Origin of the sequence: Cellulosimicrobium sp. PMB13, from assembly GCF_051294865.1 — a bacterium.
In the GTDB taxonomy this organism is placed as follows: domain Bacteria; phylum Actinomycetota; class Actinomycetes; order Actinomycetales; family Cellulomonadaceae; genus Cellulosimicrobium.
This window is the reverse complement of record NZ_CP145910.1, coordinates 1,254,340-1,276,759: the sequence shown is the minus strand read 5'-3', so window position 1 is coordinate 1,276,759 and position 22,420 is coordinate 1,254,340. Positions and strand designations below refer to the sequence as shown.

The window sequence follows — 22,420 nt, the reverse complement described above, 5'->3', positions numbered from 1 at the left end:
GACAGCGGTCCGTCAGGGCTCGGGGTGCAGGGCGTCGTAGCGCCAGAACCGGCGCTGCGCGCGCACGACGAGCCACAGCGCGACGACGCACGCGATCCCGCCGACGACGGCGGCCCACGCCTCACCGGTCCACGTCGACTGCGCGCCGAGCACCAGCTCGCCGAGCCGCGGACCGCCCGCGACGACCACGATGAACACTCCCTGCAGGCGACCGCGCATCTCGTCGGGCGCCGCCGTCTGGAGGATGGTCTGGCGGAACACCGAGCTCACGGCGTCCGACGCCCCGGCGAGCGCGAGCGCGACGCACGCGGCGACGACCCACCCGACGAGGACGGTCGTCGGGGACGTCGCGCCGACGCCGAGCAGCACGAGCCCGAACAGCACGATCGACGCGCCGTACGCGGTGATCGCCCAGACGATCACGCGGCCCTGCCACCGCACGCGCGACAGCCCGCCGGAGAACGCGCTCGCGAGCACCGCCCCGACCGCGAACGCCGCGGTGAGGACCCCGGTCGTGGCCTCTCCCCCGCCGAGCCAGACGACGCCCGCCGCGGGCAGCAGGACGCGCGGCGACGCGAGCACCATCGCCGCGAGGTCCACGAGGAACGTCGTGCGGATGTTGGGCTGCGTCCCGAGGTAGCGCAGCCCGTCCACCACGGACCGCCACCCGACCACCCGGCCGCGGGGACGCCGTCGGGCACGCGCGGCCTCCACCGCCGCGTCAGGGCGAGGCACCGGAGCGACCTGTGCCCCGGACACGTCGTCACCGCCGAGCGACGTCTCCGGGCCAGGGGTCACCTCGCCGGCCTGCGGCCCGGACACGGGCGGGATGTCCGGCAGCCGCCACACCGCCCACAGCGCCGCGGAGAACAGCACCGCATCGATCGTGTACGCAACCTGGTAGCCCCACAGCGCCACGAGGAACGCGCCCCCGAGCGGCCCCACGGTCAGCGCGACGTTCCACGCGAGCGTCTGGAGGGCGTTCGCCGCGGGCAGGAGCCGTGGCTCGACGAGGCGCGGGATGATCGCCGACCGCGCGGGGTTGTTGATCGCGAACGCGGCCGACTGCGCCGCGACCAGCGCGTAGAGCACCCCGACCGAGTCCAGGTGGAGCCACGCCTGGAGCGCGACGAGACTCGTGATCACCCACAGCGCCGCCGACGCCGCGAGCGCGACCTTGCGGCGGTCGTAGGCGTCGACGAGCGCGCCGCCGTACAGCCCGAGCACGACGAGCGGCACGAGCGCGCAGACGCCGAGCACGCCGACGGCGAGCGACGACCCCGTGAGCGCGTACACCTGCAGGCCCACGGCGACGACCGTGAGCTGCGACCCGAGGTTGGAGATCCCGAGCCCCCACCACAGGCGTCGGAACGGCGCGGAGGCACGCAGGGGCGTCGTGTCGGCGAGAAGACCGTTGACCCGGGCCACGATCGACGAGCCTACGCGGCCCGGCCGCGGCGACCGACCAGGACACCCGCCCGTCTCACCCGCCCCGCCCGAGCGGTGCCGGGCGAGGATGGGGGCATGGACGACGTCGACGACTGGTCATCCGTCGCCGGCGACTGGGCGCGGTACTGGGCCCCGGTCGCCGAGCCGGCGCAGCGGGCGATGCTCGCGGCCGCGGGTCTGGCCCCGGGGTGGCGGGTGCTCGATGTCGGCTGCGGCTCGGGCGAGCTCCTCGCGCTGCTCGACGACGCGGGCGCGGTCACGGCGGGTTGCGACCCGTCCGCGGCGATGGTCGCGCTCGCCCTGGCCCGCAGCCCGCACAGCGACGTGCGGGTCGCGAGCGGCGAGGCGCTGCCGTGGGCCGACGACGCGTTCGACCTCGTCACCGCGATCAACGTGCTGGCGTTCACGGACGTCGGGCAGACCGTGCGCGAGTGCGCGCGGGTCGGGCGCCGGGTCGCCGTCGCGACGTGGGCCGAGGACGACCGCAACGACCTCACGGTGCTCGAGCGGGCGCTCGCTGGCGACGACCACGAGCCGAGCGACGAGACCCGCGAGCCGGGCTACCTGGGCGACCTGCTCGCCTCGCACGGCCTCAGGGTGGACGCCGAACAGCTCACCGCCACACCGATGGTCCTGCGTGACGCGACCTCGCTCGTCCACGCCCTCACCGCCGGGGCGGACGCGCAGGACCGGGCCGAGGTCGCGCCCGTGCTGCTCACCGCCGCGGCCCCGTTCCGCCAGGACGACGGGCGCTACGTGCTGCGCAACGCGTTCCGCTGGGCGGTCGCCTCGCGCTGACGACGACCACGCGATCCGCCACCGCCGAGCACGGGGTTGTCCACCGGATCCGCCGGAGAACGGTGGACAACCCCGTGCTCGGCAGCGAGAGCGGCCTCGATCGGCGCCGCGGCTCCTCGGCACATCTCGCGCAGAAGTGCTGCTCAGTTTCCTTGACTTTTGAATGTCTGTCGCTAAAAGTAGGCGGGTACCGACACCGCACCGCCGCGGCGCGGCAGCACGGCTCTCACTGCTCACCGGCGAGACGAGGAGAAGCACGCATGCATTTGTTCAACGGAAAGACCATCCATCGGGCGGCGGCGGGACTCGTCGCCGTGCCCCTGGCCGTGACGGGGGTCGCGCTCGCTGCGCCGGCGTCGTCGAGCACCCCGGCCGCGTCCGTCGCACCCGCGGTCGCCGCCGCCGACGACCCGTACAAGATCCTCGTGGTCGGCGAGACGCTCGGGTTCCGGCACTCCCACATCGACGACACGACGCGCACCCTCATCGAGCTGGGTGCGGAGAACGGCTTCACGGTCGACGTGTGGGACCCGCCGAACACCTCGGGCGGCTGGTGGGGCACCGGCTCGCCGGGCCAGCCCGACCTGACGATGGACAGCACGCCCTTCACGAGCACCGAGGACCTCCAGCAGTACGCGACGATCGTGTTCGCCTCGCCGGTCGACAACACCAACTCGCTCAACCCGGCGACGCCGCGCCTCCTCGACGACGCCGAGCTCGCTGCGTTCCAGGGCTACATCCGGTCTGGCGGCGGGTTCGTCGGCCTCCACGCCGCGACCGACACGATGCACACCGTGCCCTGGTACAGCGAGCTCACCGGTGGCGGCGCGCGCTTCGCGAGCCACCCGGCACAGCAGACCGCGACCATGCGCGTCGAGAGCCCGGCGCACCCGTCGACGGCGCACCTGCCCGCCGTCTGGGAGCGGTTCGACGAGTGGTACAACTACACGACCAACCCCCGCGAGGACGTGCACGTCCTCATCACGCTCGACGAGTCGACGTACTCGCCGGGCAACAACGCGATGGGCGAGGACCACCCGCTCGCGTGGTGCCACAACTTCGAGGGCGGCCGCTCCTGGTACGAGGGCGCGGGCCACACCGACCAGTCGTGGACCGACCCGCTGTTCCGCGAGCACGTCCTCAAGGGCGTCGAGTGGACCGCGGGCGTCGTCGAGGGCGGCGGCAACTGCGTGACGTTCGGCGAGGTCGACGGCATCGTCGAGGAGCTCGACACCACGAGCCACGGTGACGCCGAGGCCGTCGCGGGGATCACCGCCCACCTCGACGACGCGGAGGCTGCGGCCGACGCCGGCGACCACGCGGCGGCGCTGACGGCGATCGCGGCGGCCCAGGAGCTCGTCGACAGCCTCTCCGACGAGGCCGGCGACACGGCGCTGCTCGCTACGAAGCTCGCGGACCTCACGGACTGGCAGTCCGCGCTGGTCGGCGGCGACGTCGACCTCGCCTTCTCGGCGGAGGCGGAGCTGCGCACTCTCGGCAGCAGGGACTTCGTCGCGGTGCGGGTCGTCAACGACGAGCAGACGGCGGTCGACGTCACCGTCAGCACGCCGTACGGCACGAGGACGTTCGAGGACGTCGCACCCGGGAAGTCCGCCTACCAGTCGTTCGCGACGCGCGTCGCCGACGCTCCCGCCGGCGAGGCGACCGTGACGGTCACCGCGGAGCGCGACGGTGAGCAGGTCTCCGAGGAGGCCGTGGTCGCCTACGGCTCGGACTGACCCGGACGCTCAGGGCCGGGCTCGCCTCGTCCGACGGGCGAGCCCGGCAGCACCGGGCAGGGTCACCAGGCGTCGAGGTGGCGGTGCGCGTGGCCCGGCGGGGGCTCGTAGGCCGGGTGCGGGTCAGGCGTGAGGTAGGTCCGCGCGAAGAAGAGCGACGCCGCGAGGTCCTCCCTCCGCTCGGCCGCCGTCCGCGCGCGGCGCGTCGCGATCTCCACGACGACGTCGCCCGACCACCCGCGCCGCACGAGCTCGGCGAGCACCTTGTCGCACGGCTGGTCGCCACGCCCCGGGACGAGGTGCTCGTCCTTGATCGACGACGAGCCGTCGGCCAGGTGGACGTGCGCGAGCCGGCCGTCGAACACGTCGAGGAGCATCAGGGCGTCCTGCTGGGCGACGGCCGCGTGCGACAGGTCGAGCGTGACGTGGTCGTAGCCGTGCTCGGACGGGTCCCAACCCGGCAGGTACGCCTGCATCTCGCGCTTGCGCCCGCGCCAGGGGTACATGTTCTCGACGGCGATCGTCACGCCCGCGGTCTCGTCCAGCTCGCGGACCAGCTCCTCGAACTCGCGCGCGTACTTGTACTGCCAGCGGAACGGCGGGTGCACGACGACGGTGCTCGCCCCGACCTCCTGGGCCAGCTCGACGCTGCGCCGCAGCTTGGGCCCCGGCGGGCGCCCCCACACGCGCTGGCTCACGAGGAGCGTCGGCGCGTGGATGCTGCGGATCGGCATGCCGTGCTCGGCGGAGAGCCGGTTGAGCGCCGCGGCGTCCTGGGTGGTCTCGTCGGACCACACCATGACCTCCATGCCGTCGTAGCCCAGGTCGGCGGCGGCCTCGAAGGCGTAGGCCGCCCGACGCGGGTAGACGCTGGCGGTGGAGAGCGTGACGTGGATACGCGGCTCTCCCGGCTCGGCGGGAGGCCGCGGCGTCGTCGCGTCTGACATGCGGGCCACCCTAGACCCGACCTCGGCGACCCACACCAGCGAGCCGTCCTCGTGCGGGCCGGGGTGCGTTCCGTACGATGGCGAGGTCCAGCCACCCGACGAGGAGGTCCCGTGGAGCGCACCGCCGTCGTGGCGTTCGCGGAAGGGCTGCACGCCCGTCCCGCGGCGCTCTTCGTCAAGGAGGCCGCGGCACGGCCGGTCACCGTCGGGATCGCGCGACCCGGGGGCGAGCCTGTCGCTGCGGCGAGCATCCTGGCGGTCCTGACGCTCGGCGTCGGTCCGGGCGAGGAGGTCGTCCTGAGCACGGCCGAGGACGGTGCGGACGCTGCGGCGTCCCTCGACGCGCTGGTCTCGTTCCTGGGGCAGGGGGCGGTCGCGTGACGGCGACAGCGAGCCTGCTGACCGTCCTCGCGCCCGTGACCGGCACCGTCGTCGACGTGAGCGAGGTCGACGACCCCGTGTTCTCCGCCGGTCTCGTCGGGCCGGGACTCGCCGTCGAGCCGGACGACGCCCAGGGGAGCGTCGCCGTCGCCCCGATCACCGGGACGGTCGTCAAGCTGCACCCCCACGCGTTCGTCGTCCAGCACGACGACGGCCGTGCCGTCCTCGTGCACCTCGGCATCGACACGGTGCAGCTCGGCGGCGAGGGCTTCACGACGCACGTCGCGCAGGGCGACCACGTCGAGCGCGGGACCGTGCTCGTCTCGTGGGACCCCGCCGCCGTCCGGGCTGGCGGCCGGTCCGCGGTGTGCCCCGTCGTCGCGCTGGAGGCGGCGCCCGACGACGTGACGCCCCTCGCCGCGACCGGCGCGTGGGCCTCCCACGGCGAGGAGCTGCTCACCTGGGGGTGACGGGCTCACGAACCCCGGGTCGCCCAGCGTGCCGAACCCCGGGTTGTGCGTCGCTCAGGCCGATCTCTGGCGCACAACCCGGGGTTCGGCAGCGAGGGGTGCCGCGTAGACCGGGGTTCGTCGTCAGCCGCGCAGCGGGAGCGTGAGCTCCGGGACGGTTCCCGGCGCGTCGTCCCCGGCGACGACGCGCACCGGGACGCCCCAGTCCTGCTGCGCGAGGTGGCACGCGGGGAAGACGTCCGGGTCCGGCTGGCCGTCGGGTCCGAGCGGCACGACGTCGCACGACGCCGCCCGTGCGGTCACGTGCAGGACGCCCTCGGCCACGGCGGGGTTGACCGCGAGGTCGCGGTGGAGGTCGGTGCCCGTGCCCCCGCCGGAGAGCAGCAGCTCGGGCGGCGTCGCGCTCACGCGGAGCTCGGTCGACGGCCCGAACCGGTCGTCGAGCTTCTGGCCGGGCGCAGGCACGAACGGCACGTCGAGCCGCAGGGCCCCGGCCGCGATCTCGGTGACGGGCCGCTGGGTCCGGTGCGCACCGCCGTCGAGCACCTCGCCCGCCAGACCCGCAGGCAGCGCCACGCGCGTGATCCGGTGCGCCGCCGACTCGACGACGAGCAGGTGCACCTGCGCCGGCCCGTCGACGTCCTCGACCACCTGCACGACGACGTCGCTCGGCTCGGCGAGTCCCGTCGCCAGCGTCGTGACCTCGCCCGCGAGCCGCGTGCCCGCGGCGTCGTCCCCGACGTCGGCGCCCGGCCCCGAGTCGTCGAGCACGACCCGGCGGATCGCGCCGTCGTACGTGTCGGCGACGACCACGCTCCCGTCGGGCAGCACCGCGACCCCCAGCGGGTGCTGGAACAGCGCCTGATCGGTCGGCCCGTCCCGGTGCCCGAAGTCGAACAGCCCCTGCCCGACGGCGGTCCGTACCGTCACGCCGTCCGGCACGACGGCGGCCCCGCCACGCAGCCCGTCGACACGGCGCAGCGCCGACGTCTCGGCGTCGGCGACCCAGACGGCCCCGTCAGCAGCAACGGCCAACCCGGACGGCTGCGCGAACCACGCAATCTCACCGGGCCCGTCCTCGAGCCCCTCGTTCATCGTCCCGGCGAGCAGCCCGATCTTCCCCAACCCGTCGAAGGCCCACAGGGTGTGGTTCCCGGCCATCGCGACGACGAAACCGCCCAGCTCGCCGGACCACGCCACGTCCCACGGCGACGACAGCTTCACGTCGAGCGGCTCGTACGTGACACCTGCGTCGAAGGGACCGAGGCGACGGTCCGGCGAGAGGTGGGAGTCGGGGGCGGCCACATCCCCACGAGCCAGCACGACGTTCTCGACCCCACCGACCATGAACTGCTCACCGGTCCCCGCGACGGTCGTCACGACGCCGTCCGACAACCGCACGCCCCGCAGCGCGTGGTTCACCGTGTCGGCGACGAGCACGTCGTACTCGAGCGACGATCGCAGCTCCTCCGGAACGAGGCACAGCCCGTTCGGCTCGCTGAACCGCGCGACGTCGGGCGCGTCGTCGACGAGCCCGCGCTCGCCGGTCCCGATGCGCCGGACGAGCGTCTCGGCGTCGGGCGCGAGCTCGACGAGCGAGTGGTGGCCGGCGTCGGCGACGAGCAGGTTCCCGCCCGGGAGCGTGATCGCCTTGGCAGGGAACCGCAGCGTTCCCGAGGTCGGGGCGGGAGGGACGTAGGGGCCTGAGCCACGATGGAGGGTGCCGCGGGAGTCGTGCTCCGCGACGAGCTCGTCGACGAGCGCCGCGATCGCCGAGGCGTGGCCCTCCCCTGCCATCTGCGCGACGACGTACCCCTCGGGGTCGATGACGACGAGCGTCGGCCAGGCGCGCGCGGTGTACGCGGACCAGGTGACGAGCTCGGGGTCGTCGAGCACGGGGTGGTGCACCTCGTACCGCTCGACGGCAGCAGCCAGCGCCTCGGGGTCGGCCTCGTGCTCGAACTTCGGCGAGTGCACGCCGATGATCACGAGCTCGTCGCGGTGCGCCTCCTCGAGCTCGCGCAGCTCGTCGAGCACGTGGAGGCAGTTGATGCAGCAGAACGTCCAGAAGTCGAGGATCACGACCTTGCCGCGCAGGTCGGCGAGGGCCACGTCCTTGCCGCCGGTGTTGAGCCAGCCGCGACCGCGCAGCTCGGAGGCCCGGACACGGGGCAGACGGGTGGTGGTCGACCGGGGAGCGCGAGATGTCACGCCTCATTGTCCCCGCTGGTCGGATCTCCCGGGGAGGAGCACCCTGGGAGACGTCCGACCCGTCGGCGAGGGGGCATCATGTCCGGTCACGACCCGTTCACGGCCGGGTTCTCCGGCAGCCACGACCTCGACTACGAGATCCGCACGGTCCTGGGCCATGCGTTCTCCGGTGCGTCCGACGTCGGAGAGGTGCTCGCCGCCGTTGGGGGCGTCAAGGAGAAGGACCACGACGCGTGGTTTGCCGCGTGGTCCGACCTGGGCGACCGCGTCGCGGGCCAGGCCGACGACGCAGCACAGGCCGGCCACCGCACGAGCGCCGCCGCGACGTCGCTGCGCGCGGCCACGTACTACGCCGTCGCCGTGAACGCGGTGGCGGCGCTGGAGTCCGAGGACGCGCTGCTCACAACGTTCCGCAAGCACCGCGCACAGTGGGATCGGTGGGTCGACACGTCCGGCCTCGACGTCGAGCGCGTCGCGATCCCCTACGAGGGCAGGACCCTGCCGGGCTACCTGTTCCGCGCGGCAGCGAGGTCCGAGGCCGACGGCCCGAGGCCGGTGGTCGTCGCCGTCAACGGCTCGGACGGTTCGCTGCCGTCGCTGTGGAGCGCGTGCGTGCACGGCGCGCTGGCCCGCGGCTACCACGCGCTGGTGTTCGACGGCCCCGGGCAGCAGTCGATGCTGTTCGAGCACGGCGTCTCGTTCCGCCCCGACTTCGAGGCCGTCCTCACGCCGGTGGTCGACGCGCTCGCCGCCCACCCCGACGTCGACGCGGACCGGATCGCGGTCTACGGCATCAGCCAGGCGGGCTACTGGGTGGCGCGCGCCCTCGCGTTCGAGCACCGACCCGTGGCGGCGGTCCTCGACCCGGGCGTCGTCGACGTCGCCGCCTCGTGGGAGAAGCAGGTGCCCAAGAGCCTGCTCAAGCTCCTCGACAAGGGTGACGACCACGCGTTCGACCGCGACATGGAGCTCGGCATGCGGCTGTCGAAGGCGACGGCCCGGACGTGGCGGTTCCGTGCACGCCCGTACGGCGTCGAGGGCTACGCCGCGACGATGCGCGAGGTGCGGCGGTACGACGCGCGGGACGTCGCCGCGCGCATCACGACGCCACTGCTCCTCACCGACCCCGAGGACGAGCAGTTCTGGCCGGGGCAGTCGGAGGAGCTCGCGCGGCTCGCACCCGACGTCGCGACGGTCGTGCGGTTCACGGCGGCGGAAGGGGCGAACTACCACTGCCAGCCCCTCGCCCGCGCGCTCACGGAGCAGCGGGTCTTCGACTGGCTCGACGACCGCCTCGGCGGCTGAGGCTCGGCCTCCCCGTACGCTCAGCTCCCCGACGTGCTCGGCGTCACGGCACCGACGACGCGGACCTCGACGTCCACGCCGTCCACGGACTGCGGGACGACGACGTCGTGCGACGTCACGTTGACCCGTAGCGCCCAGTCGTCGCCGACCTGCTGCACGCGGCCGTCGGGTCGCGGAGCCTCCGCTCTCCCGACGCGGGTCAGGCCCACGCCGGTCACACCGTCCGTGCCGGCGATCTCGTCGCGGAGCATCGTCTTGGCGTCGCGGGCTCGTTCGAGGGTCGCCACGAGGCACCACCTCCTCGACCCATTGTGGACCCTGCGGCCCGCGAGGTCACGGGACGGAGGTCGCTGCGGCCCGGGCCGTCACCCCAGCAGCGTCACGCCCAGCCGCTCGAGCACCGTGTCGATCGCGTTGCAGTACGTGAGGCCGGACCCGTTCGTCCCGCCGGTCTCGGACCCGGCGAACAGCAGCCCGAGCGCCACGCCGTCCTCCCGGTACACGAGCGATCCCGAGTCGCCGCCGCGCGAGAACGGGCCGGTGCCCGTGGACTCGACCTCGATCTGGTCGTCGAAGCGCAGCGCGCCGAGCTCGTCGCCGTAGCCGACCACCACGTCGTCGAGCTCGATCGCCGTGACCCGCCCCGCCGTGACCGACGTGGTGCGGCCGATCTTGCCGACCGCCTCCCCGCCCTCGGCCCGCGCCGTCGTCGTGATGCGTCCCACGGGGTACTCGGGGTCCACCTCGGCGTCGTCGAGCAGCGCGATCGCCGCGTCGACCGTCTGCGTCTCGCCCGCCGTGAGCGGCACGAGGCGCGCGAGCGTGCCGACCCGGTCCCGCGGGCCGCCGCCGTCGGCGGGCCCCGGCTGCACGACGACGTCCCCGACCTCCGCGGCCGTCGAGCCCGCCAGCACGTGCCAGTTCGACAGCGCGTAGACGGCGTCCGCAGCAGCGCCCTCGACGGGCGTCGTCGCCCGGACGAACGCACCCAGCGTCCCGGCGGTCACGTCGACGTTCGCGATCGACACGCCGGGTCGCAGCGGCCGCGCACGACCGGTCTCGCCCGAGGCCTGCGCCGTCACGACGGGCGGGCGCAGGCCCGGTGCCGACGGGTCCGCCGCGTCCGGCGCCGCGAGCGGACGGATGCGCCCCGTGCGACGCACGTCGACCGTGTCCCCGGCCTCCGACGCGACCTTGCGCGCGATGCTGCGTGCCGCCGACACGCCGAGCCGGTACCGGACCGCGATCGCGTACCCGCCGCCGTCGCGCGGGGCGAGCCCGAGCGCGAGCGTCGGGGCGCGGACCGCGTCCACCGCGCCGTCGGGCGCCCCGCTCGCCTCGATGACCGCGCCGCTGCGCTCCGCGAGCTCGCGCGCGTAGTCCACGAGCTGCGTCTTGATCTCCCGTGCCTTCTGCTGGTCCATGTCGCACCGTCCCCTCTCGCCGCCTGCCCGAGAGAGTCTCGCGTCCGCCGCCCACACGGGCGCCGCGACGCGCCGGTGTCAGGCGCGCAGGAGCTGCTCCACGCGCACGGTCCGGCGCCGGGCGACCACGAGGGTCGTCACCGCGACCGACACGAGCCCCCAGATCACCAGCGACACCACGTCACCCGCTCCTCCGGTCGCGCCGGGTTCGACGACCGCGGTGAACGCGCCGAGCGCGGACCCGACGGGCAGCAGGTCGCGCAGGCCGGTGAGCGCCGCAGGGACCGTCGCGACGATCCCCGTCGCGACGAGCAGCACCGCGACGAGCAGGCTCAGCGCGCGCCCGACGTTGCCCAGCAGCGCCGCGAGCGCCTGGTTGAGCGCGACGAAGACGACCGACGAGAGCGCCCCGAGGGCGAGCAGCCCGAGCCACCCGCCGAGGCTCGCGTCCTCGACGGCGGCCAGCACGCCGCCCACGACGAGACCCGTGGCGACACCGATGCCGGCGGGCAGGGCGAGGGCCCGGAGCGCGAGGCGACCGGCGCCGCGCGTCGACCCGAGGAGCTGCGCCGGCACGGGCGGGAAGGCGACGAACACGGCGAGCGCCCCGAGCCACAGCGCGAGCACCGCGAACAGCGGACCCGTGGAGCCGGTGCCGAGACCTTCCGTCCCGGGCGCCTCGACCGGGTTCGCCACGACCGACGCGAGGTGCGTGGCCTCGTCGTCGGTGTACGAGGGCACCTGGTCGACCGCCTCGCCCAAGCCGTCCGCGAGGTCGGAGGACCCGTCGGCGAGCTGCCCGACGCCGCCGGCCAGGTCGGTCGCGCCTGTCGCGAGCCCCTGGGTACCGGTGGCGAGCTGGTCCGCCCCCGTCGAGAGCTCGCCGACGCCCGCCGCGAGCCCGGACGCGCCCGCGTCGAGCTGGTCGAGCCCGGCGGCGAGGTCGTCGGCGCCGGTCGCGAGACCGGACGCCCCGGCCGCAGCCTGGGCCGCGCCGTCGGCGAGCTGCTGGGACGCACCCGTGAGCTGCTGGACGCCCGCCGCGAGGCCGTACAGACCGGTCGACGACGCCGGGTCGCCCGCGAGCGCGGCGTTCCCGTCGGCGACCTGCTGCGCCGCGCCGGCGAGCTGCCGGAGCTCGGCGATCTGGGCGTCGAGCCGCTGGCACACGTCGGAGGTCGGGTCGTCGGCGCAGCCCGCCGCCCGCTTCGCCGCCTCGAGGCCCGTGACGTTCTCCTGCACGAGCCGCCCGACGCCGTCGGACACCTGCTGCGCGCCGTCGGCGAGCTCCGTCGCCTGCGCGGGCAGCGGCGCGACCCCCGTCCCGAGCGCGGCCACGCCCGAGGAGAGCTGCGCGGCGCCGTCGGCCACGCCCTGGACCCCGCCGGACAGCGCGCCGGCGCCCTCGGCGAGCGCCGCCGCGCCGCCGGCGCCCTGCGACGTCCCGGCCGCGAGCTCGTCCGCCCCGGCGGCGAGCTCGCCGACCCCCGAGGCGAGCTGGTCCGCCCCCGTCGCGACCTGGCCGGCGCCGTCGGCGAGCTGGACAGCGCCGTCGTTCGCGTCGGACGCGCCGTCGGCGAGCTGGGTCGCGCCGTCGGCGGCCTCGCCGAGCTGCTCGTTCAGGGTCGTGAAGCCGACGAGGACGCCGTCGACGTAGTTCTCCGTGAGGGTCTGGCCGAGGACCGTCGTCGCCGTCGTCGTGACGATGCGCGCGAGCGCCTCGTCGACGGCGCGTCCGCCGGGCGCGGTCTCGACCGAGAGCGTGGCCTGCGTCGCCGCCGACGGGTCGTCGCCGCCGAACGACGTGGCCGCCGCGGAGAAGTTCTCGGGGATCGTCACGACGGCGGCGTACGTGCCGTCGGCGAGGCCCGTCGACGCGTCCGCCGAGTCGGTGACGACCCAGTCGTAGTTGGTCGTGCCGGCCGCCGGCTGGACCGCGACCGGTCCCGTGTCGGACGACGCGGCCCCGCCGCTCACGAGTCCGGCCGTGAGCTGTCGCCCGAGCGGCACGGTCTGCCCGTCGATCTCGACGGGCTCGTCGTGGTTGACGATCGCCGCCTGGACGGTGTCGAGCCGCTCCTGCGGGTCCCACAGCGCCCACAGGAGCAGGCCGAGGACGACGAGGGGCAGCGCGACGGCGGCGGCGACGGTCCAGGCCCTGCGGCCGCGGGCGGCGCGCGGGCCGGGGCCCGGGACGGCGGCGCTCATGCGCGGACCTCCTCGAGGTCGGTCGGTGCCTCCGCGGCGAGGGCGGGCGCAGGCGGTTGCAGGTCGAGCACCTGCGACCCCGGTGGGGCCAGGTCGGACGGGAAGGCGCCGACCGACCCGAGGACGACCGCGGACCCCGCGGCGCTCCCCCGCTCGAGCGCCGCCGCGAGCTTTGCGCGCTCCTCGGGCGCGGACACCGCGTCCGTCCCGAGCACCACGACGACGCGCGGGCGCTCGGCGAGCACGGCGCCGACGGCGGCAGCGGCGTGCGTGCGGTGCGCCGCAGGTGCCGGGGCGTCGCCGGGCAGCGCCGCGGCGTCCGCGGCGAGGTCGACGACGGCGACCCGACGCCGCACGGCCGACGCGCGCTCGGGGAGCACGAGGCCCGTGACCTTGAGCGCTCCGGCCGACGGCCTGAGGCGCCCGGCGAGCGCGAGCGCCACGCCGGTCACCGCGGCGGGCGACGCCCCGTGCACGACCAGCGTGCCGCCGTCGGGCACGCGGACCGTGACGGGCGCGGCGAGCGGCCCCCGCGGACCCGCGACCTCGAGCGCGTGCGCGACGACGGGGTCCGTCGCGCCGGGCTCGGGCCAGTCGCGCAGCTCGAGCTCGCGCGCGAGCCCCTCGCCCTCGACGTCGAACGACGGCAGGACGCGGTCGAGCCGGCGCGGCATCCACCACGCGCGGTCGCCGAGCAGGGCGAGCACCGCCGGCACGAGGGTCATGCGCACGAGGAACGCGTCGACCAGAACGCCGACCGCGAGCCCGAGCGCGATGGGCTTGAGGCTCATGTCCCCCTCGGGCACGAACGCCACGAAGACGGCGAACATGATGATCGCCGCCGCGGTGACGACCTTGGCGGACGCCTGGAAGCCCGTCGAGATCGACCGTCGCGCCTGGCCGGAGTGGACGTAGTCCTCCCGGATGCGCGAGACGAGGAACACCTCGTAGTCCATGGCGAGGCCGAACAGGACGCCCATGAGGACGATCGGCATGAAGCTGATCACCGGGCCCAGCCGCGTGACGTTCAGCGCGTCCGCCAGCACCCCGTGCTCGAACACGAGCGTCACGACGCCGAACGCCGCGCCGACCGAGAACAGGTAGCCGACCGTCGCCTTGATCGGGACCGCGATCGAGCGGAACACCATCGTCAGCAGCACGAGCGACAGCCCCACGACGACGAGCGCGAACGGCAGGAGCGCCGCACCCAGCTTGTCCGACACGTCGATCCCGACGGCCGTGAACCCCGTGACCGACAGGTCGACGCCGTACTCGTCCAGGAAGTGGTCGTGCTGCGAGCGGATCTGCGTGACGAGGTCCTTCGTCTCCTCGGAGTCCGGCGCTCCCGTGGGGATCACCTGGACGATCCCCGTGTCCGCGCTCGGGTTCGGCGTGGCGAGCGGGACGTCGGCGACGCCGGGCAGGTCGCCGATCTCGTCGGCCAGGTCGTCCATCAGGCCCACCGGGTCCGTCGACGTGACGATCGTGCCCGTCACGATGAGCGGGCCGTTGAAGCCCGGCCCGAAGTGCTCCGAGACGAGGTCGTACGTGACGCGCGCCTGGTTGTCCTCGGGAAGCGTCCCCGCGTCGGGCAGCGCGAGCCGCAGGTCCTTCGCGGGGAGCGTCAGCAGCACGAGGCCTGCCAGCACGATCAGGACCGTCAGCAGCGGCACCCGCGTCACGGTCCGCACCCAGCCCGCGAAGAACCGGTTGTGGTGCTGGACCCCGGTCGTCGCGGTCGGCTTCGTGCCGGTGGTCGTGTCTGACGCAGACGATCCCTCGGGAGGCGACCCGGCCCTCCGCGCGGCCGCCGCGCTACGACGGCCCCGTCGACGCGCTCGGGGCGCCTTCGGCCGGAGGCGCTCGCCCGCGAAGCCGAGCATCGCGGGCAGGAGCGTGACCGAGACGAGGACGGCGAGGCCGACGCCGACGGCAGCGGCGACACCCATGACGGTGAGGAACGGGATGCCCGCGACGCCGAGGCCGACGAGCGCGATCATCACGGTGAGGCCGGCGAAGATGACGGCGGAGCCGCCCGTCGCGACGGACCGTGCGGCCGCCTCGTCGACCGGGAGGCCGGTGGCCAGCTCGTCGCGGTGGCGCGAGACGATGAACAGCGCGTAGTCGATGCCGACGGCGAGCCCGAGCATCACGGCGAGCATCGGGGTGGTCGAGTTGATCTGGGCGACCGCGGTCGCGGCGAACAGCAGGCCCATGGTCACGCCGACGCCCATCGCGGCGTTGAGCAGCGGCAGGCCGGCGGCGACGAACGAGCCGAACGTGATGACGAGCACCACGAGCGCGACGAGCAGCCCGAGCGCCTCGGTGACGGTGAGCGTCGGGAACTCGGTGCTGAAGAGCTGACCGCCGAGGGACGCATGCGCGCCGTCGGGGAGCGCAGTCCCGAGGTCGTCGACCGCGCTGCCGAGCGCGTCCTTCGTCGCGTCCGCGACCTCGCTCTCGCCCTGGTCGAGCTGGACCGTCAGGAGCGCGGCGGTCCCGTCGTCGCTGACGGACGCGGGCACCGTGTCGTCATAGGGCGACGTGACCCCGGCGACGTGGTCGACGGCACCCAGCGCGTCGACGGCGTCCTCGACGGGTCCGCGCACGGCGTCGTCCTCGATGGTCGAGCCGTCGGGCGCGACCACGATGACCTGGGCGCTCGCGCCGCTGACCTGGGGGAAGGTCGCGGCGAGCCGGTCGAGCGCCGCCTGCGACTCGGTGCCGGGGATGGTGACCGCGTCGTCGAGGCCCTGCTGGACGAGACCGGCGAGGCCACCGACGACCACGAGGATCCCGACCCACGCCAGCAGCACGAGACGGCGTGCGTGGACGGCCCAGCGGCCGAGGGAGTAGAGCGCTGAGGACACCGCGGCCTCCGGACCGTGTCGACGGGAGTGCTCTGACGATACGCCGCTGCACTCGGGACAGGCCTGGCGTCGTCGAGCCCGTTCCGCTGCCTCGCCCGGCACCGGGTGCCGCTGCGAGCCGTCCTGGACGTCGACATGTCCACCATGCGAACAGATGTGGCAGCGCTCCCACCACCACCCCTAGCGTGACGAACCTCTGGGGGAGGACAGATGAAGGCGTCTGCCACGATGCGGGCCGCGGGCATGTCGCGGCGACTGACCGAAGCACGCGACGTGACGATCGACCCGGGCACGTTCCTGCAACCGCTCGACGTGGACCTGCGGCTCGACGCGCGGTCCGCGCTGCCCAGTCGGAGCATCCCCGGCTACGAGCGGCTCGGCACGGCGGCCGCCGCGGCGCGCCTCGCGGAGGTCGCCACGCTCGGGCTGCGAGGGGTCGTGGTCCGTCTCCTCGACGACACCGTCCCGGACCTCGGTGCCTGGGCGAGGCGGCGCGAGTCGTGGGTGGGAGCGGTGGCAGGCCTCGCCGTCGCGGCCCGGGACAGAGGGCTCGAGCTCGTCGTCGACCCGTTCAGCATCGCGCTCGACCGCACGGGCCAGTGGGGTCTGAGCGTCGACGGACAGCCCGACGGCGTCGCGACGCTGGACCTGCTGCACGACCTCGCGGCCGTCGTGCACCGCTCGGGCGGGACCGGCATCGTCACGCTCGGCAGGGTCGCGCGCGAGGTCGAGGTGACGCGCGCCGTCGCGCAGGACGGGCTGCGCGTGTACTCGTTCTCCACCAACAGCGAGACGAGCGCCGCCTACGCCGGGTCCGGCACGCACCCGACGACAAACCAGAAGATCTGGCCCGGCAACCTGCGTGACATGCTCCTGTGGACCGTCCTCGACATCGACGCGGGCACCGACGTCCCCGTGACCAAGCCTGTGGAGAACTTCCACGTCGTCGTGGAGTCGCGCCGCCTGCTGGACTCGACAGACGCGCTCGCGCGCTTCCTCGACGACCCCGCGACCCTCGGCCTCGTCGAGCAGCACCCCGACCTCCTCGCAGCGGTCCGCCGCGTCCGCGCCGACGTGCCCGGCTTCCTCGCGCGGGCCGCGCGCGTCGAGCTCGGCGCCTACACCGTCTCCGGCACCACGAAGCTCCTCGCGCTCCTCGCCCGCGACGAGGGCGTCGCCGCGGCCCGCGCGCGGCTCGAAGAGCTGTGGGTCAACGCGATCACCGCCGCCGGGCCCCGCGGGACGGTCCTCATCGACCGGGGCGCGACCGCCTGGTTCCGGGGCGGCGTGCTCGCCTGACCGTCCGTCCACCGCACCCGGCCGAGCGGAGCCACCGCCGGCCGGACCGAGCCGCGAAGGAGCGTCCGTGCGCGTCGTGATCCTGCCCTTCTACCACGGCCTCGGGCACGTGGTGCGCTCCACGCGCCTCGCGACCGAGCTCATGGCCCGCGGTGCCGAGGTCGTCGTCGGGGTGGCCGCCGACGCGCGGCGCTGGCCCGAGGCGCGCGGCGTCCCGACCGCGACGCTCACCGAGCTGCCGCCGCTGCCCCCCGTGCCCGACGGCGCAGCGTCGCCCGGGAGCGGGGCGTCGCCCGGGAGCGGGGCGTCGCCCGACGGAGCCGGATCGGGCGGCGCGGCGTCGGGGGGCGCGGGGCCGGCCCCCCGCCTGCGGCTCGCGGACGAGGACTACCTGCGCGTGGCGCTCGCCGAGGAACGGGCGCTGGTCCGCGAGGTCGGGGCCGACGTGGTGCTCGCCGACTTCCGCGTGACGGGGCCTGTCTCGGCGCGGCTCGAGGGGGTGCGGTCGGCCACGATCGTCAACACGGGCTTCTTCTCCTTCCCGTTCCCGGACGTGGTGCGGGACGTGACGCCGGCGCTGCACCGCCTCGGCGTCCCGCACGAGGTCGCGGGCCGGCTGCTCGGCGACGTCGTCTACGTGCCGGACCGGTCGGTGTTCGAGCCGCTCGCCGACGTCCGGGACCCGCTGTCGGTCGCGGCGCTGCGGACGGTCGACGAGATCCGGCACGTCGGGCCGGTGCTGGCGTCGGACCCGCTCACGGTCCCCGACCGCGCACGGGCCCGCACGCTCCTGGGCCTGGACCCGCACGCTCCTGTCGTCCTCGTGTCGCTCGGCGGCACCGCGCAGGGCTACGCGACGCTGCGCACCGTGGCCGGGCTGCTCGGCGACGTGGCCGCGCACACGGTCCTGGTCACCGGCCCGAACGTCGACCCGGCGCTGCTCGCCGACCACCGGGCGGACCGCCTCCTGCGGGTCACCGACGAGTCGATGCTGTGGACGAGCGCCGCCGACCTCGTCGTCACCCACGGCGGGCACACGAGCGTCATGGAGACGCTCGCGCTCGGCCGCCCGCTGCTCGCGCTGCCGGGTCAGGACGAGCAACGGTGGAACGCCGGGCGCGCCGTCGGGCTCGGTGCGGGCGAGATCCTGGACCCGGCGGACGTCGCCTGGCGCTTCGTCCCGACGGCCAATCGCCTCCTCGCCGACGACGCGCTGCGGCGTCGGGCCGAGGCGGTCGGCGCGGTCCTCGCCGCGCACGACGGCGCGCGCGACCTCGCCGAGCACGTCCTCTCCTCGGCCCGGCTCGCGGCGCTCGGGGCCCGCGCATGAGCCCGGCGTCGGTGTCGGTCGTGACGATCTGCCGCGACGGGATCCGCGACGCGCGGCGGCTCGTGCGCTCCGTCCAGGAGCAGGTCGTCGACGTGCCGGTCGAGATCGTCGTCGTCGACGACGGCTCGGAGGAGCCCGTCGCCGACGTGCTGCGCGACCTCGGCGGCCCCGCGGAGGTCCAGGTCGTGCGCCGGGAGGGCGGCGGGAACCGGGCGGCTGCGCGCAACGCCGGGGCCGCCGTCGCGGGCGGTGACCTCCTCGTCCTCGTCGACGCCGACCAGGAGGCACCGCCCGGCTGGCTCCAGGACCACGTGCGCTGGCACCGGGCCGTCCCCGGGATCCTGCTCAACGGGCACCGGCGCCACCGCTCGCCGGCGGACGGCACCGCGTGGCGCCCCGAGGTCCGCGAACGGGTCACGGCCGTCTACTCGCACAACTACGCCCGCATCGCCGCCGCGTGGTACCTGCAGTTCAGCTGCAACCTCTCGCTGTCGGCAGACGCGTACCGGGCGCTCGGAGGCTTCGACGACGACTACCGCGGGTGGGGGCTGGAGGACACCGACCTCGGCTACCGCGCCCACCGAGCGGGCCTCGCGATCGCGCACAGCACGCGCGCCTGGACGTGGGACCACCACCACGTGGTCCGCTTCGACCCCGACCGGGTGCGCGAGTGGCAGCGCAACCGTGCCGTCTTCCTCGTCAAGCACCCGGAGCCGGAGGCGCAGGCGGTCCGGCTCGTCGAGAACTACCCGCAGCGCACCGACGTCCCGCGCGGCCACGCCTGGCTCGACTCGTTCCTCGCGATGGACCGGCACGTCCGTGCGCTCCGCGACACCGCACCGCTCGCCTCCCCCCGGACCACGCTCACGGTGCTCGACGCCGCCGACGCCGCGCACGCGCGCGCCGAGATCGCGCGAGGGGCCGAGGTGCGGGTCGTGGACGCGGTCGCCGGCTCGGGGCTCGACGTCGACGCGTTCCGCGCGGGGCCGTCGGTCGAGTACGTGCCGCTCGGACCTCAGGGCGACGCATGGCGCTCCTGATCCGGTCCCGCCTGGGCCTGGCGTGGCTGCTCGTCGCGGTGATGACCGGCGTCATCACCCCCGGGTACCCGCTCGCGCTGCACGCCGCCGGACTGTCCAAGGCGCAGATCGCGCTCTTCTTCGCGGTGAACTCGCTCGCGGCGTTCGCCTTCTCCGTCCTGGCGGTCCGGCACCTCCGGCGGACCGGTCGTCGCGGCGTCCTCCCGGCGCTCCTCCTCGGGTCGGCCGGCGGGCTCGTGCTCGCGGCGACCGGTTCGTCCCTCGTGGCGATCCACGCCGGGGGCGTCCTGTCCATGCTCTTCGTCGCGGCCATGCCGGTGACGGTCCGCGCGATCCAGGCGGACGGTCTCGCGGCGTCGACCGACGACGCCGCGCTCTCCGCCCAGGTCCGCTCGCTCTCCGTCCTGGGGTACGTGCTCGGGGTCGCGCTCTACGGCGTCGCGGTCGCGCTGCCCGGACCGCTCGACCCGGTGCTCCTCGGTGCAGCGGCCACGGTGACCGCCGCGGTCCTCACCTGGTCGGTCCGCGTGCCGTCCGGTGCCACCGCACCCGGCACCGCTCCCGGCACCGCACCCGGCACCGCACCCGCGGACGGCGCCCGGGACGTCACCGCGGACCGCCCCGACCTGAGCGGTCGCCACGGGACCGGGCCGGCCGGTCACGGCGGGGCCGGAGGGGCCGGTCGCGGCGGGACCGGGCACCGCGTCGTCGTGCTCGGGCTGGCCGCGGCGACGCTGGCGCTGGTGCTGCTCAAGAGCGCCGACAGCCTGCGGCTCGTCTACCTCCCGCTGCACGTCGTGGCCGGAGGCCACCCGGAGTCCTGGGTCAGCGCGCTCTTCGTCGTCACGGCGGTGACCGAGCTCCTCGTCCTGCGGCGCGTCGCGACCTCGGTGCCGGGTGGCCGCGCACGGCACGTGCTGGTCGTCGCCGCACTCCTCGGAGCCGTCTCGTTCGCGGCGTCCGCCACCTGGGGCGGGGTCGCCACGCTCGTCCTGTCCCAGGTGGTGTACGCCGGGTTCGCGGCGCTCTTCCAGGCGCTCGGCCCGGTGCTGCTCGGGCGCTGGTTGCCGAGCGGGCTCGCCGGCGGCGTCGGCGTGTTCAGCGCCGTCCTCCAGGTCGGTGCCCTCGTGGGCGTGCTCGCCCCGCTCCTCGTCCCCGGCTACGGCGCCGCGGTGTTCTGGCTCGCGACCGTCCCGTGCGTCGCAGCCGCCGTCCTGCTCGTCGCGCTGCGTCAGCTCGACGACCCCGCGCGGGAGACCGCGACGGCGTCGGCGGGCGGCTCACCGACCTCCGCGACCGGTCGCGGCACGTAGGTCTCGGCGGTCACGTCGGCGCGCACGACGCGCGACAGGCGGAACCAGCGGATCCCCTCGCGCAGACGGCACCACGCCACGAGGTACCACCGGTCGTCGGTGTGGGCGAGGATCACCGGCTCGACCCGGCGCGACGTCTCCGCCCCGTGCCCGTCGCGGTAGCGGATCGCGAGGACGCGCGACGAGCCGAGCGACTGCTCGACGGCACGCAGCACCCCGAGGTGCGTCCGCGCCCGCCCGACGACCCCCCCGCCCGCCCGTGGGTCGGGTGCCGAGGGCACGGCCGGTGCGACGTCAGGTGCGGCCGCGGCGTCGGCAGGCGGCCGACGCACCCAGACGCGCGCCGCGAGCGCCTCTGCCCGCTCGCGGTCGCCCGACCCGAGGGCGTCCCACACCTTGCCGCGCGCGGAGGCGGCGTCGACGGCGAACGGGCTGGCCGGCGGGAGCGTCGCGAGCGCGACGGCGACGGCGACCGCCTGCCCGGGCGTGAAGTTCACCGGCGGCAGCGTCGCGCTCGGGTCGAGCACGTAGCCCCCGCCCGGACCGGCCTGAGCCCAGATGGTCAGTCCCGCCTGCTGCAGCGCCGCGACGTCGCGCTTGATCGTCCGCTCGCTGACCTCGAGCGCCGCGGCGAGACGCCGCCCGGTGGTACCCGTCGGCCCGGCGCGCCGCAGCTCCTCGGCGATCGCGTAGAGCCGCTCGGTCTTGTTCACCGCACCTCCTGCCGTCCCGTCGGAACCCTGGACATCAGACCTCCCAACAATGGTGACAGACAGGTGTCACCGTGGCGGTGCGAGAGTCGTGGCATGACCGAGACACAGCACGACACGACATCGACCGAGACGACCGGCGAGCAGGCCCACGTCGTCCTCGTGCCCGGGTTCTGGCTGGGCGCCTGGGCGTGGGACGACGTCGTCCCCCACCTCGAGGCCGCCGGCCTCGTCCCGCACGCCGTGACGCTGCCGGGACTGGACCCGGCGTCGACCTCGCAGGACCGCGCCGAGATCACGCGCGACGACCACGTCGACGCGGTCGCGGCCCTCGTCGCCGAGCTCGACGGGCCGGTGGTCCTCGTCGGGCACAGCGGGGGCGGTCCGGTGGTCCAGCAGGTGGCTGACCGCGGCCCGGACCGGATCCGGCGCGTCGTGTACGTGGACACGGGGCCGCTCGTCGACGGCGCCGCGCTGAACCAGGAGCTGCCGGACGACGCCGCGGAGGTTCCGCTGCCGTCCTGGGACGAGCTCGCGGAGCAGGGGTCGAGCGTCGACGGCCTCGACGACGCCGCACTGTCCCGGTTCCGCGAGCGCGCGGTGCCGACGCCGGGTCCGGTCGCCCGGGGTCCGGTCCGGGTGTCGAACCCCGACCGGCTCGACGTGCCCGCGACCGTGATCTGCTCGTCCATCCCGTCGGAGGTGCTCGCCCAGCTCGCGAACCCCGGCCCGCCCCTGCACACCGAGCTCGGCGAGATCCACGACCTCACCTACGTCGACGTGCCCACGGGCCACTGGCCGATGTTCTCGCGCCCGCGCGAGCTCGCCGAGGCCGTCGTCGCCGCCGTCGGACAGAGCTCCTGAAGAAAAGTCGCAGAACTCACGTCACGGACGGCGCACTTGTCCGTCTTGTTCGGTGGAAGCGG

The 22,420-nt window shown here is 75.0% G+C and carries 18 protein-coding genes; 10 read left to right on the top strand and 8 right to left on the bottom strand.

Annotated features, from left to right (window positions below; genetic code table 11):
* Positions 1-12: 12 nt before the first annotated feature.
* Positions 13-1,428 (bottom strand): MFS transporter, encoded by a 1,416-nt coding sequence (locus tag V5D56_RS05945; protein WP_435738132.1) that lies wholly within the window; start codon positions 1,426-1,428, stop codon positions 13-15.
* A gap of 96 nt (positions 1,429-1,524) precedes the next feature.
* Between V5D56_RS05945 and V5D56_RS05940 the strand changes: the two genes are divergently transcribed.
* Positions 1,525-2,247: a class I SAM-dependent methyltransferase gene (locus V5D56_RS05940; RefSeq protein ID WP_435738131.1), complete on the top strand. Its 723-nt coding sequence runs from the start codon at positions 1,525-1,527 to the stop codon at positions 2,245-2,247.
* Positions 2,248-2,507: 260 nt separating this feature from the next.
* Entirely contained in the window at positions 2,508-3,986 is a 1,479-nt protein-coding gene (locus V5D56_RS05935) for a ThuA domain-containing protein (RefSeq protein ID WP_435738130.1), read from the top strand.
* A gap of 62 nt (positions 3,987-4,048) precedes the next feature.
* Here V5D56_RS05935 and V5D56_RS05930 read toward each other — a convergent pair whose 3' ends face one another.
* Complete coding sequence (locus V5D56_RS05930) at positions 4,049-4,933, bottom strand: sugar phosphate isomerase/epimerase family protein (RefSeq protein ID WP_435738129.1); 885 nt, start codon at positions 4,931-4,933, stop codon at positions 4,049-4,051.
* A gap of 111 nt (positions 4,934-5,044) precedes the next feature.
* Here V5D56_RS05930 and V5D56_RS05925 point away from each other — a divergent pair, with 111 nt between their 5' ends.
* Together V5D56_RS05925 and V5D56_RS05920 are read left to right on the top strand one after the other, a co-directional pair.
* The gene (locus V5D56_RS05925; protein ID WP_435738128.1) at positions 5,045-5,314 is read left to right on the top strand and encodes an HPr family phosphocarrier protein; all 270 of its coding nucleotides are present in this window, start codon (positions 5,045-5,047) and stop codon (positions 5,312-5,314) included.
* On the top strand, positions 5,311-5,784 hold the full coding sequence (locus tag V5D56_RS05920; protein WP_435738127.1) for a PTS sugar transporter subunit IIA: 474 nt from the start codon (positions 5,311-5,313) through the stop codon (positions 5,782-5,784). Before V5D56_RS05925 ends, V5D56_RS05920 begins: the two co-directional genes overlap by 4 nt.
* A gap of 123 nt (positions 5,785-5,907) precedes the next feature.
* On the opposite strand, the gene V5D56_RS05915 is transcribed toward V5D56_RS05920, so the two are convergent.
* Complete coding sequence (locus V5D56_RS05915) at positions 5,908-7,995, bottom strand: NHL domain-containing thioredoxin family protein (RefSeq protein ID WP_435738126.1); 2,088 nt, start codon at positions 7,993-7,995, stop codon at positions 5,908-5,910.
* 78 nt (positions 7,996-8,073) lie between these two features.
* Here V5D56_RS05915 and V5D56_RS05910 point away from each other — a divergent pair, with 78 nt between their 5' ends.
* Positions 8,074-9,300: an alpha/beta hydrolase family protein gene (locus tag V5D56_RS05910; protein WP_435738125.1), complete on the top strand. Its 1,227-nt coding sequence runs from the start codon at positions 8,074-8,076 to the stop codon at positions 9,298-9,300.
* A gap of 20 nt (positions 9,301-9,320) precedes the next feature.
* On the opposite strand, the gene V5D56_RS05905 is transcribed toward V5D56_RS05910, so the two are convergent.
* From V5D56_RS05905 to V5D56_RS05890, 4 genes are all read right to left on the bottom strand, one after another.
* Positions 9,321-9,587, bottom strand: a complete 267-nt coding sequence (locus V5D56_RS05905; protein ID WP_435738124.1) for a hypothetical protein — start codon at positions 9,585-9,587, stop codon at positions 9,321-9,323.
* Positions 9,588-9,665: 78 nt separating this feature from the next.
* On the bottom strand, positions 9,666-10,724 hold the full coding sequence (locus V5D56_RS05900; RefSeq protein ID WP_435738123.1) for a hypothetical protein: 1,059 nt from the start codon (positions 10,722-10,724) through the stop codon (positions 9,666-9,668).
* Positions 10,725-10,802: 78 nt separating this feature from the next.
* Positions 10,803-12,932, bottom strand: coding sequence for a YhgE/Pip domain-containing protein (locus V5D56_RS05895; RefSeq protein ID WP_435738122.1), 2,130 nt, complete (start codon positions 12,930-12,932; stop codon positions 10,803-10,805).
* The gene (locus tag V5D56_RS05890) at positions 12,929-15,802 is read right to left on the bottom strand and encodes an MMPL family transporter (protein ID WP_435738121.1); all 2,874 of its coding nucleotides are present in this window, start codon (positions 15,800-15,802) and stop codon (positions 12,929-12,931) included. Before V5D56_RS05890 ends, V5D56_RS05895 begins: the two co-directional genes overlap by 4 nt.
* 210 nt (positions 15,803-16,012) lie before the next feature.
* Here V5D56_RS05890 and V5D56_RS05885 point away from each other — a divergent pair, with 210 nt between their 5' ends.
* From V5D56_RS05885 to V5D56_RS05870, 4 genes are all read left to right on the top strand, one after another.
* Positions 16,013-17,101, top strand: a complete 1,089-nt coding sequence (locus tag V5D56_RS05885; protein WP_435738120.1) for a hypothetical protein — start codon at positions 16,013-16,015, stop codon at positions 17,099-17,101.
* Positions 17,102-17,168: 67 nt separating this feature from the next.
* Entirely contained in the window at positions 17,169-18,431 is a 1,263-nt protein-coding gene (locus tag V5D56_RS05880; RefSeq protein ID WP_435738119.1) for a glycosyltransferase, read from the top strand.
* Entirely contained in the window at positions 18,428-19,471 is a 1,044-nt protein-coding gene (locus tag V5D56_RS05875; RefSeq protein ID WP_435738118.1) for a glycosyltransferase family 2 protein, read from the top strand. Before V5D56_RS05880 ends, V5D56_RS05875 begins: the two co-directional genes overlap by 4 nt.
* Entirely contained in the window at positions 19,459-20,784 is a 1,326-nt protein-coding gene (locus V5D56_RS05870) for a hypothetical protein (protein WP_435738117.1), read from the top strand. The genes V5D56_RS05875 and V5D56_RS05870 overlap by 13 nt, the downstream gene beginning before the upstream one ends.
* Here the strand turns inward: V5D56_RS05870 and V5D56_RS05865 are convergent.
* Positions 20,703-21,497, bottom strand: coding sequence for a helix-turn-helix transcriptional regulator (locus V5D56_RS05865; RefSeq protein ID WP_435738116.1), 795 nt, complete (start codon positions 21,495-21,497; stop codon positions 20,703-20,705). The genes V5D56_RS05870 and V5D56_RS05865 overlap by 82 nt on opposite strands.
* A 93-nt stretch (positions 21,498-21,590) precedes the next feature.
* On the opposite strand from V5D56_RS05865, the gene V5D56_RS05860 reads away from it, so the two are divergent.
* The gene (locus V5D56_RS05860) at positions 21,591-22,358 is read left to right on the top strand and encodes an alpha/beta fold hydrolase (protein ID WP_435738115.1); all 768 of its coding nucleotides are present in this window, start codon (positions 21,591-21,593) and stop codon (positions 22,356-22,358) included.
* Positions 22,359-22,420: the final 62 nt, after the last annotated feature.

Coding starts and splice junctions, on each gene's coding strand:
- V5D56_RS05940 (WP_435738131.1), top strand. CDS start 1,525: ATGGACGACGTCGACGACTGGTCATCCGTCGCCGGCGACTGGGCGCGG.
- V5D56_RS05935 (WP_435738130.1), top strand. CDS start 2,508: ATGCATTTGTTCAACGGAAAGACCATCCATCGGGCGGCGGCGGGACTC.
- V5D56_RS05930 (WP_435738129.1), bottom strand. CDS start 4,933: ATGTCAGACGCGACGACGCCGCGGCCTCCCGCCGAGCCGGGAGAGCCG.
- V5D56_RS05910 (WP_435738125.1), top strand. CDS start 8,074: ATGTCCGGTCACGACCCGTTCACGGCCGGGTTCTCCGGCAGCCACGAC.
- V5D56_RS05900 (WP_435738123.1), bottom strand. CDS start 10,724: ATGGACCAGCAGAAGGCACGGGAGATCAAGACGCAGCTCGTGGACTAC.
- V5D56_RS05895 (WP_435738122.1), bottom strand. CDS start 12,932: ATGAGCGCCGCCGTCCCGGGCCCCGGCCCGCGCGCCGCCCGCGGCCGC.
- V5D56_RS05885 (WP_435738120.1), top strand. CDS start 16,013: ATGAAGGCGTCTGCCACGATGCGGGCCGCGGGCATGTCGCGGCGACTG.
- V5D56_RS05875 (WP_435738118.1), top strand. CDS start 18,428: ATGAGCCCGGCGTCGGTGTCGGTCGTGACGATCTGCCGCGACGGGATC.
- V5D56_RS05870 (WP_435738117.1), top strand. CDS start 19,459: ATGGCGCTCCTGATCCGGTCCCGCCTGGGCCTGGCGTGGCTGCTCGTC.
- V5D56_RS05860 (WP_435738115.1), top strand. CDS start 21,591: ATGACCGAGACACAGCACGACACGACATCGACCGAGACGACCGGCGAG.